General features: G+C 34.3%; 19 protein-coding genes. 17 read left to right on the top strand and 2 right to left on the bottom strand.

Annotated features, from left to right (window positions below; all coding sequences use genetic code 11):
* Window positions 1-107 precede the first annotated feature (107 nt).
* The 3 genes from KEM10_RS00825 (at window position 108) to KEM10_RS00815 (ending at window position 2,899) form a co-directional block, all read left to right on the top strand.
* Window positions 108-722, top strand: a complete 615-nt coding sequence (locus KEM10_RS00825; RefSeq protein WP_212212240.1) for a hypothetical protein — start codon at window positions 108-110, stop codon at window positions 720-722.
* Between the two features lie 38 nt (window positions 723-760).
* On the top strand, window positions 761-1,717 hold the full coding sequence (locus tag KEM10_RS00820; protein ID WP_212212238.1) for an aldo/keto reductase: 957 nt from the start codon (window positions 761-763) through the stop codon (window positions 1,715-1,717).
* Window positions 1,718-1,855: 138 nt separating this feature from the next.
* Window positions 1,856-2,899: an SMP-30/gluconolactonase/LRE family protein gene (locus KEM10_RS00815; RefSeq protein ID WP_212212235.1), complete on the top strand. Its 1,044-nt coding sequence runs from the start codon at window positions 1,856-1,858 to the stop codon at window positions 2,897-2,899.
* Here the strand turns inward: KEM10_RS00815 and KEM10_RS00810 are convergent.
* On the bottom strand, window positions 2,896-3,180 hold the full coding sequence (locus tag KEM10_RS00810) for a hypothetical protein (protein WP_212212232.1): 285 nt from the start codon (window positions 3,178-3,180) through the stop codon (window positions 2,896-2,898). The genes KEM10_RS00815 and KEM10_RS00810 overlap by 4 nt on opposite strands.
* 106 nt (window positions 3,181-3,286) lie before the next feature.
* Between KEM10_RS00810 and KEM10_RS00805 the strand changes: the two genes are divergently transcribed.
* From KEM10_RS00805 to KEM10_RS00740, 14 genes are all read left to right on the top strand, one after another.
* On the top strand, window positions 3,287-3,751 hold the full coding sequence (locus tag KEM10_RS00805; RefSeq protein WP_212212229.1) for a VOC family protein: 465 nt from the start codon (window positions 3,287-3,289) through the stop codon (window positions 3,749-3,751).
* A 602-nt stretch (window positions 3,752-4,353) separates the two neighbouring features.
* A complete protein-coding gene (locus tag KEM10_RS00800) occupies window positions 4,354-4,671 on the top strand; it encodes a nucleotidyltransferase family protein (RefSeq protein ID WP_212212226.1) in 318 nt (105 codons plus the stop codon).
* A complete protein-coding gene (locus tag KEM10_RS00795) occupies window positions 4,661-4,993 on the top strand; it encodes a HepT-like ribonuclease domain-containing protein (RefSeq protein ID WP_212212224.1) in 333 nt (110 codons plus the stop codon). Before KEM10_RS00800 ends, KEM10_RS00795 begins: the two co-directional genes overlap by 11 nt.
* Before the next feature lie 278 nt (window positions 4,994-5,271).
* The gene (locus KEM10_RS00790; RefSeq protein ID WP_212212222.1) at window positions 5,272-5,907 is read left to right on the top strand and encodes a hypothetical protein; all 636 of its coding nucleotides are present in this window, start codon (window positions 5,272-5,274) and stop codon (window positions 5,905-5,907) included.
* Between the two features lie 987 nt (window positions 5,908-6,894).
* Window positions 6,895-7,539 carry a hypothetical protein gene (locus KEM10_RS00785; protein WP_212212220.1) on the top strand — a complete coding sequence of 215 codons (645 nt, stop codon included), beginning with the start codon at window positions 6,895-6,897 and terminating at the stop codon, window positions 7,537-7,539.
* A 182-nt stretch (window positions 7,540-7,721) separates the two neighbouring features.
* Window positions 7,722-8,885, top strand: coding sequence for an HlyD family secretion protein (locus KEM10_RS00780; protein WP_212212218.1), 1,164 nt, complete (start codon window positions 7,722-7,724; stop codon window positions 8,883-8,885).
* A gap of 61 nt (window positions 8,886-8,946) precedes the next feature.
* A complete protein-coding gene (locus KEM10_RS00775) occupies window positions 8,947-11,109 on the top strand; it encodes a peptidase domain-containing ABC transporter (protein WP_212212215.1) in 2,163 nt (720 codons plus the stop codon).
* Window positions 11,110-11,130: 21 nt separating this feature from the next.
* Window positions 11,131-11,457, top strand: coding sequence for an HTH domain-containing protein (locus KEM10_RS00770; RefSeq protein WP_212212213.1), 327 nt, complete (start codon window positions 11,131-11,133; stop codon window positions 11,455-11,457).
* 134 nt (window positions 11,458-11,591) lie between these two features.
* Entirely contained in the window at window positions 11,592-11,762 is a 171-nt protein-coding gene (locus KEM10_RS00765) for a hypothetical protein (protein ID WP_212212211.1), read from the top strand.
* A gap of 29 nt (window positions 11,763-11,791) precedes the next feature.
* Window positions 11,792-11,968: a hypothetical protein gene (locus tag KEM10_RS00760; RefSeq protein ID WP_212212208.1), complete on the top strand. Its 177-nt coding sequence runs from the start codon at window positions 11,792-11,794 to the stop codon at window positions 11,966-11,968.
* 60 nt (window positions 11,969-12,028) lie between these two features.
* Window positions 12,029-12,433 (top strand): hypothetical protein, encoded by a 405-nt coding sequence (locus KEM10_RS00755; RefSeq protein ID WP_212212204.1) that lies wholly within the window; start codon window positions 12,029-12,031, stop codon window positions 12,431-12,433.
* A 32-nt stretch (window positions 12,434-12,465) separates the two neighbouring features.
* Window positions 12,466-13,695 carry a pepsin/retropepsin-like aspartic protease family protein gene (locus KEM10_RS00750; RefSeq protein ID WP_212212202.1) on the top strand — a complete coding sequence of 410 codons (1,230 nt, stop codon included), beginning with the start codon at window positions 12,466-12,468 and terminating at the stop codon, window positions 13,693-13,695.
* A gap of 167 nt (window positions 13,696-13,862) precedes the next feature.
* Window positions 13,863-14,096 (top strand): hypothetical protein, encoded by a 234-nt coding sequence (locus tag KEM10_RS00745; RefSeq protein WP_212212199.1) that lies wholly within the window; start codon window positions 13,863-13,865, stop codon window positions 14,094-14,096.
* 154 nt (window positions 14,097-14,250) lie between these two features.
* Window positions 14,251-14,421 (top strand): hypothetical protein, encoded by a 171-nt coding sequence (locus KEM10_RS00740; protein WP_212212196.1) that lies wholly within the window; start codon window positions 14,251-14,253, stop codon window positions 14,419-14,421.
* Between the two features lie 421 nt (window positions 14,422-14,842).
* On the opposite strand, the gene KEM10_RS00735 is transcribed toward KEM10_RS00740, so the two are convergent.
* Window positions 14,843-15,493 (bottom strand): DUF4395 domain-containing protein, encoded by a 651-nt coding sequence (locus KEM10_RS00735; RefSeq protein ID WP_212212193.1) that lies wholly within the window; start codon window positions 15,491-15,493, stop codon window positions 14,843-14,845.
* Between the last annotated feature and the right edge of the window lie 137 nt (window positions 15,494-15,630).

The following is a 15,630-nucleotide window of genomic DNA, read 5'->3' as shown; positions in this document are numbered from 1 at the left end:
CATCAATTTATCATTTTACACTGAAACCACCAATCTCATTTGTGCTTTTTCTTAGCTATAAACTTAATTATATTTGTAAACTATTACATTTATGACTTAATATCTCAATGAAAAACTATCTGATTACTCTCTTCCTTATTTTCTTTTCTGTAGTAAGTATTAATGCACAAGAGCAATTCTTTCGACCCAATGGAGGTTTATCCTTTTTCTACGGTAGTTCATTATCATCTGAAGAATCCTCAAATACTCTTGGGCTTGGATTTGCATTCAAACCTGGTATCACCTGTTCAATTGCCACAGCTCAACTTGATGATGAAACGAATCCAATGATAAGCCTGGGATATATCTCAAAACACAAAGAGGAAAACAGCTATAGCAGGGTAGGAATTTCTGCGTCGTATGCAAGTTCAAGCCGGCTAAAGGTCTGGGGATTCCATGGACAAATATCCCAACTATTGCATGCTCAAAAGAATTTTCCAACTTCTGTTGATTTGAGTTTATCTATTCTGAACTTCTCATTTAATGAACAAGACAATCATTTGTATAAACAACCAAACCAAATGGTTCAAATAATAAATTTCGGCGTCAATCAGGCAATTTTAGCCAAAGGTAATGTCACTCCCATACTTGGGGTAGGATTAAATCATGAATTTAATAATAGTACTACCCTATTCATGATTTCTTTAGGGATTAATTTGAACTTTGATGGGAAACAATTGTAAGATTTATATGTAACTTGTTTCCATACTAAATTCTATATATGCAAACACTAACATTTCCCAATAACGACCAAATGCCAATACTGGGTTTAGGAACCTGGAAATCGGCTAAAGGAGAAGTAACCATTGCCGTTAAGCAAGCCATCCAATTAGGTTACCGCCATATCGATTGTGCCGCCATTTACATGAATGAAAAAGAGATAGGTAAGGCTATTAAAGAATGTATTGATGAAGGCATTGTGAAACGTGAAGAATTATGGATTACATCGAAGCTATGGAATAATAAACATGCTAAGGAGGACGTAATTCCTGCTTTGCAAAAAACACTGAGTGATCTGCAACTCGATTATTTAGATTTATACCTTATTCACTGGCCCGTTGCCTTTAAGCCACAGGTTTTTTCTGCAATGCGCGCCGAACATTACCTCTCGTTAGAAGAACAACCCATTGCCGATACCTGGCTGGGAATGGAGAAGGCGGTTGATCAAGGGCTGGCTCGAAACATTGGCGTATGTAACTTCAGTACCAAAAAATTAAAGGATCTGATGGAGCATTCGCGCATCAAACCCACCGTAAACCAGGTGGAAGTGAATCCATACTTTCAGCAGGATAAGATGTTGGAATTCTGCAACGCAAACAATATTTATATAACGGCTTATTCTCCTTTGGGATCGTTTGACAGACCAGCAGGAATGAAAGCAAAAGATGAACCGGTTTTATTCGAAGATCCGGTTTTACTAAAACTGGCAAAGAACAAAGGCTTATCGGTAGCACAACTAATACTGGCATGGATCAGACAACGAGGCATATCAGTTATACCCAAATCAGTTAATCCGGAAAGACAAAAACAAAATCTCGATTCGGTTAATATTGAATTATCAGAGGAAGAGATGAATGTTGTTAAAAGCATCAATAAAAATCGTCGTTTTGTGGATGGTTCGTTTTGGGAAGTACCCGGAGGTCCCTATACGGTTGCTAACTTATGGGATGAGGAATAAAAAAATATTTTATAATAGTTCGTTAGTTTTTTAGGCAGTAGGCAGTAGTTTATTTGCATATCGCATAATATCCATTTAATTATTAGAACTTAACGAAGTATTGTTCAATACTCATAAATTAAAGAAAAACACAATAGTATGAAGATACTTTCAGTCATTGCCATCGTTCTATTCATTCTTTCTTCGTGTAAACCTACACCCAAAGGTGAAGGAATTCTACTGGAAAGCATCTCACAATCCGATAAGCAATGGACAGGCATTGCTATAAGCAAAGAAGGCAGAATCTTTGTTAATTATCCCAACTGGTCGTCGAATGTACCTGTTAGTGTTGCCGAAATAATAAACGGCATTCCGCGCTCTTATCCAAATATGACGTGGAATCAACGCAGAGACACTCTGTCGTTTCATTCTATACAATCGGTTTTTATAGATAAATTGGACAGACTTTGGATATTAGACACAAATAATCCTCAGTTTAGTGGAGTTATTAAACAAGGGCCTATGCTTTATCAATTTAATCTTGAAGCCGATACTTTGGTAGATGCTTTTTCATTTGATCAAAGCTTTTACCAAACTCAATCGTATTTTAATGATGTTAGAATTGATACCGATAAAAACGTTGCTTACCTCACCGATTCAGGTGACGGAGCCATTATTGTGTTGGACTTAAATACCAGGGAATCGCGCCGTTTGCTGGATAATCATTCATCAACACAAAGCGAGGAAGATCACCTATTTTGTGATGGAATTAAGTGGAAAAACACGGTACATTCCGATGGAATTGCCTTATCGCCAGATAACACCTATTTGTATTACACTGCTTTAACCGGTCATACTTTATATCGTATTAAAACAGAGCACCTGCTAAATAAGACCCTAAACAAAAAGGAGCTGGAACAGAAGGTGGAAAAGGTGATGAAGATTCCGGCTACCGACGGAATGCTTTTCGACCATGAAGGCAATTTATACCTGGGAGGCTTAGAGGATAATTCTATCAACCGGATAAATAAAGACGGAGTATTGGAGAAGTTCATTCAAAATCCTCAGATTCGTTGGCCCGATTCGTTTGCTAAAGATGTTGACGCGAATATTTATTTCACCACATCGCAAATTCATCTGCCTCAAAATAAACGAGAGCAATATGAGGTGATTCGATTTAACCCTGAGCCAACCAATAATTAGCTCTTCTTCTTACGAACCAATTGCAATCCACCAAAGCCGGCAATAATGGCCATGTAAAAACCAAAATCGTACCACCAACCAGTATTAAACGATTCATAAATGGTGATAGATGAATTAAACAAACCCAGTATCAACGAGAAAGGAGCAATCCAACCGTGCCATATTCCGGTGAAAAAACCGGCCGGACGATCAGGAGAATAGTTTCCGCCACCCGGCAAGCAAGAAGTTAAAATAAGTGCGATTGCTATTAAAGTCAGTAACATCCAATATTGCTTTTTCATAGTTTGAGTTTTTATGTTATCAGGCAGCAGGTAAAATAACCACGGCCAATTAGTTACTAAAATTCAGAATTTTAATAGTATTTTGCAACCACCAAAACTAATTCCTATGAAACTGAATGCATTTGTTTTATTTGTGTCTGACATCACCCAATCAAAGAAATTCTATACCGATGTAATTGGATTGGATATCATTTACGACTTTGGAAACAATATCACCCTGTCGCAAAATATTGCTTTATGGAAAGCCTCGGAACAGCATCCGATACAACAAAAATTAGATACAAAATCAAATGTCAATAAAGTTGAGCTGTATTTCGAAGAGGATAATATTGAGGATTGTTACCAAAATTTGATTTCAGCTGAAGTTGAAATATTCCAGCACCTGCATGAAGAACCCTGGGGCCAACGCACCTTCCGTTTTTTCGATCCCGATCATCATTTAATTGAGGTGGGCGAGCCATTAAAGGTATTTGTTACAAATATGTTGATGAAAGGTATGGATCATCAACAGATACATCAAAAAAGCGGAATACCATTGGAGGATATTAAAGAGATTTTAAAGAAGGAGTAAATAGACTTTCCTTATGGCTCTGTATGGTTTATAGTGGGTAATCATAAAAAATGGGACTTTGCCCCAAACCCCACTTCATTTTCTTGCCTTAATGCAAGAAAACAGAAGCAAAAGAAAATCAAGGCTGTGCCTGCTTCACTCATAAAGCTACGGTTCATTGCCTAAAATCGCTGAACTCGCTACGCTCAAACAGCACCGATTTATAACGGCAGTTTCACCTTGCTTTATGGCTCACCAGACAAGGCCAATCCTATAATGCTAACTTTTTCTTACAAATTTACACCCACTCAACTTCTTATTAACCCTCACTTTTCCATACACATACACTCACATAAGCTTGCAACTTAGTTGGATAATAAAAGAGTGTTGTAGTTGTAGACTACATTATTTATTAAACAAAGTTACAAACTTCGCTTAGCGCGAATTTGGTAAAATGATGATAAACGAGTTAACTGACTACATGATATATAAGTTAAATGTACAAAAGAATGGAACAATATATATAGGAAATATAACCCTCTTACAATGACGGTTACAGAGTAGTTGGGTACAAGGCAAACATTTACAGCTCCATTATTAAAAACAAGATTGAATTCTTATATTTGGACAAAAGAAAAGCAATGTATTTGGACAAATATATAAACGAAATACACAATCTATGTAGAGAGCATAAAGTGAAAACTTTATATGCTTTTGGTTCTGTATTGACAGACAAATTTGGTCCTAATAGTGACATTGATTTAGTAATCGAAATTAACTCCAATGACCCGATTGATTACGCGGAAAACTACTTCGACTTTAAATTTAAATTACAAGAGTTAATTAATAAACCTATTGATCTAATTGAAGAAAAAGGAATCAAAAATTCTCACCTAAAAAGTAATATTGAGAGCTCTAAATTTAAAATTTATGAAGCCTGAAATATATACCTGGTTAGAAGATATTCAACGCTCAATTGAAGAGATTTTTCTTTTCCTACCTAAAAAAAGAGACTTTTTCGAATTCCAAAAAGATCTAAAGACAAAAAAGGCAGTTGAACGTAATCTTGAGATTATAGGAGAAGCATTAAATAGAATCTTAAAATTAGAGCCAGAATTTCCAATTACTGATTCACGAAAAATTGTTGATACACGAAATCGTATTATTCATGGTTACGACAGTGTTTCTGAAGATATTATTTGGATGATCGTGAATCGCTCTCTTCCAAAATTACAAACAGAAGTTAATGAGCTGCTAAAATAAATGTCCAGTACCCAACACGCTGGAAATAAAGCATGGCGCGCTTTGCTCGTCCTGACACTTTAGTCTACCGTCTTAGTCCCCCTATCGGGTGACACGCTATCGACTAATGAGCTATTATTTCATCTAGCGACCGTTAACTCAAATACAGGTGTAAAGATTGTTTGGTTTATATTCAAGAAATAGAAAATAGAACTAATTAAGTGTAACATTATAATAAATCTAATGATTAATCTATTAATAAAATTTTTAAGAGTCTGTTGTTGGTTAATATTCTGTTGTTGGTTACCTCTTGCAACAAAGAAGAACTGAAATATCCAAGAAAGTATGTAAGCAACAGTATTATAGATGTTAAATATAGAGCCTTTCAAAATAATCTTGAAGTAACAGACACTTCAAGAATATCAGGATTATTTGACCTTTTAGGTTATGGTATGATGAATTTGGATACTTTCGATATCCAAAAACAAATATTTATTACAAAAGTAAATTCAGATCAGGCTGAGATAGAAAATAAATTAAATGGTCAATACAAGCAATATAATATTATACTAAAGAACAATACAACATATTTTGAAGAAATTAATGATTCTGTAAGTCACAACACATTCCTTTATAGATCCAATTTGGGCACATATAATCCTTTAAATATATTGTATGAAACACTTCCTATTCCTCCAAATATGTACGGATCTCAAATTACTTATAAACCCTGTTACTATATAAATGACCATAAAGATTACTTACTAATGCCAATGTTAGATTACTATTTTAGTGTAGATTATCCAATAAATAACACATCTAACTATAACGAATACATGATAAATAACTCTTTTAATGAAGATTTTTTATCAAAAGAAAATGGATTTTATACACTATTAGTAAGAGAGTACTTTATCAGATTTGAACTTATTTAGCATTGTAAGCTATATTTTAAAAGACTAGCCTTGCTAGTTATAGTTACTAACGAAACTACTCGCCTTAGTTTATCAAACAACGGAAGAGAGATAATTGTGTCTACATTATTATCAGCACAAAATATTATCAGTTTAATAAAAACCCTTATAAGTGCATTGCTTTTACTGGCAAACAAGCCTTTTTTCTTGATATGGACATTTTTATTTATCATTATCTATCATATTGCGAAACATTAACAAAACAGTGGATTCCAATTTCTTACCTTCAATCTATCTGTAGAACCTCGAAAATTCTATTATTTTGATAACTAAATATTATTATTATCTTGCTATTGGTTTAAAAAAACAGCAGAGTATTACCAATGCTACACTCACTATCGTTGTTTGTACATATGCAGTTTAAAACATCATTAAAGATGATGCCAACCAGAATATACAGCAATAAAATAAAAACTTAAACACAAAACCTATTAACCACTATAATACTTTTATAAATTAGTAAACCATTTACAACTAGTAAAAACAAACTGGCAAGCACTCAAATAGTATAAAAGACAAATGAAATAATTATGATTGAATGTAGAATAACCATTGATCACAATCAAATAATACAATCTAATGGTTAAACAATTAGTGTTCACACTGAAATAATATACCATACATTCAAATAATACGCATTTACATAGAAATAATGTCAGGTTACAATCAAATAATAGAGGTTAACACCGCCATAATGTCAGGTTGCAATGAAATAATATACCGCACATTCAAATAATACACATTTATATGTAAATAATGTCAGGTCACAATCAAATAACAGAGGTTAACACTGCCATAATGTCTGATTGCAGTGAAATAATGGACTGTTACATCGAAAAAATATCTTTTTTATTGAGGAGTAAAAGGGATGATAATTAAAAAGGGATAAGACTAACTGAGAAAGGTATAACGATGCCTGCAACTTATTTAATTTTTAATTATTCGATTATGGATAAACGCCAGAACCAACACTTTAAAATGTACAAAGTGGTGTTAGAATGGGTAAAAACCATTCTTGAGAAATTTAGTGCCATACCCGGCTTTGCCGATACCTTGGCTGAATATGAAAATTTGTTAACTGAGATTAGCAAACAGAATGAGGCAACCGAACTAAAGTCGACCAGCCAAACCCAAAGCAAAAAAGAAGCCCGGGAGCTACTGGTTAAACTTACCCTCGACCTTATTAGCATTTTAAAACTACATGCCTCATTTAATAATGATGTTGTGCTGCTAAACGATGTTGACTTTACCGTAACACAGTTAAAACAGGTAACTGAGCAAACCACCATTGCACGTGCACAGAAGGTAATTGGCCATGCGCAAGAAACCTTAGCCAGAGGTGAAGTATATAATTTATCAGACGAAAAACTGGCAGAAATACAAAGCGCGTTAGATGTTTTTGCATCTAAACAAACCAATGTGCGCAGTGCCATTGTAGAACGCAAAGGTGCCGGCGAACAATTAGAAGCCTTAATGGACCAAGCCGACGATCTACTAAAAGGCAAACTCGATTTAATAATGGAAATGATTGGTATTACCCATCCCGAATTTTTAAACCAGTATAAAAGCCTGCGCATTATTGTTGACAGGTAAAAATACCAGGCATCGGGTGCTATTATACCTTTGGCTAATAGTACTCGGTGCCCATATATGAATAATAATACGTCATTATTTTTTTTCATCACTGATTATGATGGTATAAGTAACGCGCATTAGCCAAACTTATGCCCCATGGTCTATAATTCAAAACAACCTAGTCTATTTCAAATATAATTATGAAAAAAATTTTCCCTTCCGAAATCATCAATCATTCGGCAGAGATGCATTTCTATAAGCATAGCAAACCTTTTCAACTGATATACCTGTCCATTGTAATTTTATTAATAATTCTGATTGGGATATTACCTTTAATTACAGTAGAAATAACAACACAAAGCCGTGGAATTATTCGTACACCCATTGAAAGCAGTCAAATTCAAAGCTCTATTGCAGGGCTCGTCGCCTATAGCAATTTAGGCGATGGCAAACTGGTACATATGGGTGATACCTTGTTAAAGCTGGTAGATGAACCTTTGCTTGAGCAAATAATCCTGGCAAAAAAGCAACTCAGCGAAAATGATGTCTTTATCAATGATTTAAGCTCTTTAATTATTGGAAAACAAACAGTACGAAGCAACAGGTACAATTTAGAACTGACACAATATTCAGCCAACATTAATGAAATGAAGATTGCTATTGATATTCTGAAAAAGGAATACGATATGGCTGATCAACTATACAATGAACTGGTAATTGCCGAAATGGAATATTTGCAAACAAAGAATAAATACGAATCTGCTGTTTCAAAACTAGATGTTTATAAAAAGCAAATACAAAATAGTTGGCAAACTGAAAAAACAAGACTTGAGCTTGAAAACATACAACTTCAATCTTCGGTTAAAAGATTGCAAAAAGAAAGTACGCAATATGTAATTACAGCCCCAATTACCGGTTCTATTGGCCAGTTAGCAGGCATACAAGAGGGTAGCTTTATAACTCCGGGGCAGCAATTGGCAGTAATATCGCCTGAAGACGCGCTAATTGCCGAGTGCTATGTTAGCCCTGTAGATATAGGATTTATCCGAAATAAACAGGAAGTACGTATTCAGTTAGATGCATTTAATTATAATCAATGGGGATTAATTCATGGAAAAGTAATGTCTGTTTCTGATGACATTATCGTCATTAACAACAGCCCTGTTTTTAAAGTGAGATGCCAACTCCCCGTTAACTATTTGCAACTTAAAACAGGTCAGAAAGGACATTTGAAAAAAGGGATGTCATTAACCGGTCGTTTTATACTTACTGAACGAACCCTTTATCAACTTTTATTTGATAAGGTAGACGATTGGCTAAATCCGAATTTGGTCAGTAATAACAAGCTGATGGCTAATAATTAACTACCAAAAGCAAAAAAAGATAGTTGACAGTTCCTATTTAAACTTAAGAAGAAATTATTTAATGAAAATAAAACAACGAGATATTACCGATTGTGGAGCTGTTTGCTTGGCATCCATTGCAGCACATTATAAACTAAAGTTACCCGTTTCACGCATCAGGCAAATGGCCGGAACCGATAAAAAAGGAACCAATATACTGGGACTAATTAAGGCTGCAGAAAAAATGGGCTTTACCGCCAAAGGAGTAAAAGGAGGCACTGATGCTTTACCTAAAATACCCATACCGGCAATTGCTCATGTAATTGTGAAAGAAGTACTACAGCATTATGTAGTTATATACAAGGTAAAAGACAATTGGATTGAATATATGGATCCGGGAGACGGACAGTATCATAGAGAAGCTTTAAGTGAATTCGAAAAAAAATGGACAGGCGTATTGGTATTGTTTGCACCCAATGATGATTTTATCTCACGTAACGAAAAGGTTTCCAATTTAAGTCGCTTTGTTTTTTTACTGAAACCACACAAAAGCATGGTAATTCAGGCTCTTACAGGTGCCATTCTATATACCGTAATGGGTTTATCCACTTCCATCTATATTCAAAAGATAACAGATTATGTGTTAGTTGATGGAAATACCAATCTGCTTAATTTATTAAGTGTTGGCATGATAGTTATACTGCTCTTTCAAATGTTTATAGGCGCTTCTAAAACAGTATTAATGTTGCGAACAGGTCAAAAAATTGATGCGCAACTCATACTTGGATATTATAAACATTTACTGCGACTTCCGCAGCGATTTTTCGATACCATGCGAGTTGGAGAAATCATATCACGAATTAACGATGCTGTAAAAATAAGAGCCTTTATTAACGATACAGCAGTTACTTTGGTTGTAAATATTTTTATTGTACTGTTTTCATTTGCACTAATGTTTATATACAGTTGGAAGCTGGCTCTGATTATGGCTATTGTTGTTCCATTATATGCCCTTACCTATTTTATTGCTAATAAACTGAATAAAAAACAGGAACGTAAAGTAATGGAAAGCGCAGCAGATTTAGAAAGTCAGCTGGTGGAATCGCTTAACTCGGTACGCACCATAAAACAGTTCGGGCTTGAAGACTATACCAATATTAAAACCGAAACACGCTTTATATCCTTATTAAAAACAGTTTATAAATCGGGGTTAAATTCCATTTTCTCAGGTAATTCTTCTGAATTTTTGAGCAGGTTATTTACCATCATCTTATTATGGATTGGTTCTTACTTTGTCATTGATCAGTCGATTACCCCGGGCGAATTGTTGTCGTTTTATGCAATAATCGGATATTTTACTTCGCCTGCAGCTGGTTTGATTGGAATGAATAAAACAGTGCAAAATGCACTAATTGCTGCAGATCGTTTGTTTGAAATAATGGACCTGGAAAGAGAATCGGATGAGAATAAGATTGAATTAAAGATAAATTTGTTGAGTAATATCCATTTTAACAAAGTAAGCTTTAGTTATGGTACGCGTGTTGATGTATTTGAAGATTTTTCACTTACTATTCCCAAATCCCAATTAACCGCTATAATAGGCGAAAGCGGATCGGGTAAAACTACATTAGCTGCCTTAATTCAAAAGCTTTATCCTTTAAACGCAGGTAGTATCACTATTGGCGAACACAATATTAACTACTATAACAATGAGAGTTTGCGGCAATTAATTGCCAGCGTTCCTCAAAAACTCGATTTATTCGCCGGCAATGTGGTTGAAAACATTGCAGTGGGAGAATTTCAGCCTGATATGAAAAGGATATTGGAGGTATGCAATCAATTGGGCATACTTAAGTTTATTGAAAATTTGCCCAATGGCTTTAATACCTATGTGGGAGAGAACGGAGCCAGTTTAAGTGGTGGGCAAAAACAACGTTTGGCAATTGCCAGGGCCTTGTATCGTAATCCTGAAGTACTAATATTGGATGAAGCTACTTCTTCGCTTGATTCTGAATCGGAAAGCTATGTGCAGGCTACCATCGAGTCTTTAAAAAAGCAAGGTAAAACCATTGTGGTTATCGCACACCGTTTAAGCACTGTAATGAATGCAGATAATATTGTGGTACTCGAAAATGGTAAATTAATTGAAGAAGGTACCCACTTCAATTTATTCGATAAAAAAGGGAAATACTATAAGATGTGGCAAAAACAAATGCCCCAATTGATAAATGAAGAAAGTAAATAATAATATTTAACCTAACGTATTATGTCGAAACTAACCAAAACCATTCAACTAATGGAGCGCATTGATTGCTTAATTAAACGCAAAGCAACCGGTACTCCCAACGAGTTGGCAGAACGACTGCAAATATCAAAAGCATCTTTACACAGGGTGTTGGATGTAATGAAAGAGTTTGGAGCACCCATCGAATACAGTGTACTTAGTCAGAGCTATATCTACACCAGTCAAGTATCGTTTTACTGTGGCTTTTATACCAAGGAATTACAGGAGAATGATTTGCTAAAAGTAAGCGGAGGTTACACCTTACTCACAAACTTATCTGAAATTAATCTGGTCAGTCTCAAAAAATGAGACTGACAGACTATAATATTGCAGATGTAACGTTACAAAATACCCCGATGGACAACCTTGCAAGTACATTCCACCGGGGCGCCGGCCACAGCCGGCACAAAATTAACTTTTTTAACAACTTAAAATTTTGTGAAATGAAAAATTTAAATGATTTAGGCGTTCAGGAGATGGATGCCCTGGAATTGAAGATGATAGAGGGAGGTATTATATGGTGGGTATTAGGTGGTTTGGCATGGGATTTTTTAAATGATCCGGAAGGTTGTGCGGAGGATTTTATGTATGGATGGGATAAAGCCAGAAGTTGATTATATTAAAATTTAAATTCAAGAATAAAATGGAAAAGTTTAATTTAGAATTAGAAAATACACATTTGATAGAGTTATCAAACTCTGATCTTGTTAATATTGATGGAGGGAGAAGAAAAATTTGGGTCGCACTTGGTTATGCACTGTCATGGATTACTGATATGAGCCCAGAAGCTGCAGAAGCATGGCAAAACTCTATGCCATAGTATTTTATAAAAGGAGAAGCATCGTTTGTTTCTCCTTTAAAGTAATTAATTCGAATTAATATGAAGGAATTAAAAGAAGTAACTAAAACGAAATTTATTACTCATGTAGGTTATTTTATTGCGGCTATAATTTTATTTCTTGCCGGCATAGTTTTGAATTATACTTATCGAAAATTTATATATAGCAACCATTTAAATGATTTTCATATAGCTGACACTCTTGGTAGCATAATAGGGATACCTACCTATACATGTTATCGTCTTGGAATAGAAAAAAAGCAAGTAGGTCTATCCAAAATAATTATTCAAGGAGTTGTGTTTTTTATACTATATGAATTTCTAGGCTATTTCGGGTTCCATGGAGTTTTTGACCCTTTGGATATGGTCTCTGCCATAGTAAGTGGGGTTATAACTTATTTGATCTTTAGATATGTTATTCAATATAGAGTTGTGCACAAGCCTTAGGTTCCATCCAAATGATAAATTTAATATAATTAATGATAAAAAAAGTATTGATTCTTACTAGCGTTGTAATTTTATTAACCTTTGTAGGAGCTGCCTATTTTTTATATAGTATATCAAGGTCTTTTAAAAAATTAAATCAGGGAGTGTTAAGTTCTGAATTTGTTACGGATACTATCCCTTTTAGATATAGTTGCTCAGGGCATATTCTTATAGATGTAAAGGTTAATGAGGGTAAATCCTTTAGTTCATTTATACTTGATAGTGGTGCATCTAATATAGTTTTCAAGAGATTTTCAGAAGAAATGAGTTTTGAAAATAATGGGTTTACTCTTTCTCAAGGAGCCGCCGAGAACTGGTTCTTAGGTCATATAAAAAATATAAAAAGTATTCAATTTGGGAAAATAGCTTTTGATAATTTAAATGCTAAAGAAATTGTATTTGATGGCGAATGTCAAGAGAATATTTGTGGTATTATAGGAATCGGCGTCATGCACCATTTTGTTTGGCAGATAGATTTTGAAAGACAACAAATTATTGTCGCTAAGAGGCCAGATGATTTGGAGTTTGGGAGTAATTATTTTGAGATTCCACTAAATGAAAATAAAAAAAGTCATCATTTAAGAACTAAAGTTAGGTTCGGTGAAAATAGGCCATTAAAGAGTGTCTTGGTTGACTTGGGAAGTAACAGTACTCTGTTTTTGAGTGAAAGGGATGTGTTAAACGATTCTATTAAATACCTAAGTAAAGGGATACTTGGGCAGGCAAGTAAAGGTTTGGGCGAAGAAGACTCGGTAATTACATATCGATATTATAAGACTGATAGTTTATTCTTTAATAACTCGGATTTTGCTGTAAGTGATGTGACAGTCTGTACAGCTTCCAAAAGTTTAAATCTTTTAGGGTTGGGCTTTTTTGAAAACTACAAAACAACCATCAATTGGCCTGACAAAAAACTCATTTTGGAGCCAGTTCACCCTAATTCTGGTTTTATAGGGAAAACTAAAGGATTTTCCCTTATTTATAATAAAGACAAAAGTGTCGCAGAGATAGGTGCTCTTGTTGAGAATACTGCTGCTTCTAAAGCCAATTTTAAACTTAAAACACAGGTTATAGCAATTAATGAAATCTCTCTTTTGAATTATGAGTCTTATTGTAGATATCGAAATACTGATTTATCTAATGATACAATTGAAGTCACTTTCAAAGGTGAAGATGGTTCTAAGCGTATTGTTCGATTGTTGGAGGAACCAATCTTTGACTAATTGAAGGACAAAACATGTGGTATTGCAAAAGATAGTTCATAGAATAAAGACTGGAATCAAAACTAGTAATGGTAGTAAAAGACTTCTTTAATCGAACAAAGTCAAAGACTTTGCTTAACTAGAGATTATAGAGGCGTGGGACTATTTATTTGGTTAAAATTATAATAATGAGAATATTTAAAAATAAAAAAGAATTTATATTAAAATATTCCATCCCAGCAATAGGAATACCTACTGGTTTCATAACAGGTAATGTAATCTACATAATCAATAAAGAAGGCCTTGTTGATTATTTTATCACAATAGAATACCTTATTCAAATCCTCTTCTTTATAGTATTTATGGGGTTTGGCTTTGGCTTCTTATGGGGGAATGCAATGTGGAAGAAATTTAATAAATAAACTTCTTTAAAAACCCTTGTTAAGGCTCTCATGGTCGGAAGAATTTCTTCTGACCATGAGTATATATAAGCTCCTCTTTTAAAATATTTTAATAAATTCGATATTTTACTACTCTCAATATTACCTATCTAATAATGCGAAAATTAATCTAAAGATGAAGTCATTACTTAATAAAGAACTATACGGCATTAAAATTAAATACCTTTTAGTTGCACTACCAGTGTTTATTATTGCATCAGCAATATTTAATGATTGGGATAATTTTAAAAGAGGCTTAGCTGGCGAATCAGAGATTACAGAATCTGTTATTAGCGTTAAAGAATGATCTTTCGCAATTTTAATAGCAAAGCGATCACTCTATATCAAAATATAATGACAGAAGTACCGCTTGGCAAAGTTTTTAATTTTGCCGAATATACAATTACTGTAGTATACTTCTCAAAACAGACAAAGGTGGTTTCAGACTACATTTAATATTAAATGAACTACTTGCCAGGCGAAGTGTACAACTTTGCCATATTGCAAAAGATAGCTCATAGAACAAAGATTGGAACCAAAACTAGTAATGGTAATCAAAAACTAAAACTTTAATCAGACGAAGTCTCATAATTCGCTTAGCGACGATTGAATTACTAAAAAAAGAACCGCAAAGTAATGAAATCAAAAAGGTCGTTCAGAAATATCATCTGATTCGGGGTTGACCTAGGGGGAGTATCAATTCCATTATTTGCGGTCTGTTCTATAATTTACTTAAATTTCTCTGCCAAAACCTCCCACAAGTCTCGTGGTTGTTCGTTAAATGCATCACTAAACAAATAAACAGAGGCAACTATATAGGCAATAAAAGCGATAACAATCAATACTTGTTTAAAAGATGATTTTTGAATTTCATGACGATCTTTAACCTCGCACACTTCACCCGGACAATACTGAGCCTTTTCTTTGTAAACGAATTTATAAAACAAACAGCCCAGGCAAATCCCAAAAGCCGATTCAAAAAACAAAAAGATCAGACAGATCAAGCAAATTAAACCTGTAATAATGCTATACGAATTTAACACCACAATTAAACCTAGCATGATAATCGCCAATACAAAACCAATGGTCCAGGCAAACTTCTTTTGCTTGGCACCCACATATTCAGGAACCTGATTGCTCACTATCCAACGCCCTATAATTAATGTTGGTGCATATTTAGGATTGATAAACAGACGAATAATAAATTCAACAAAAAAGCCAAGAATAAAGTATTTCAACAATACCATATCGTGTTTTAAGATGGCTGTCATAATTGATATAAAAGCAAACAAGAAGAGTATTCCTGCCGAGGCCCTTATTTCACGCTCGTTTAATACCGGGATAGTATACCCTTCTACTTTTTCTCCAAACTGGCTCATTTGATATCTTATTAATTGATTTGGGCTAAAAATAGAATATTACCCTGTCTATTTCAAACCTTCAACTCTTAAATTGTTGTTAAATATTTAAGCGACGCCTATATAAATGAGAAACGGCCGGGAAAATCCGGCCGTTT

The sequence above is a fragment of the Carboxylicivirga linearis genome (assembly GCF_018271995.1).
Classification (GTDB): Bacteria; Bacteroidota; Bacteroidia; order Bacteroidales; family Marinilabiliaceae; genus Carboxylicivirga; species Carboxylicivirga linearis.
The sequence above is the reverse complement of the archived record's forward strand: the minus strand, read 5'-3'. Positions and strand labels throughout refer to the sequence as shown.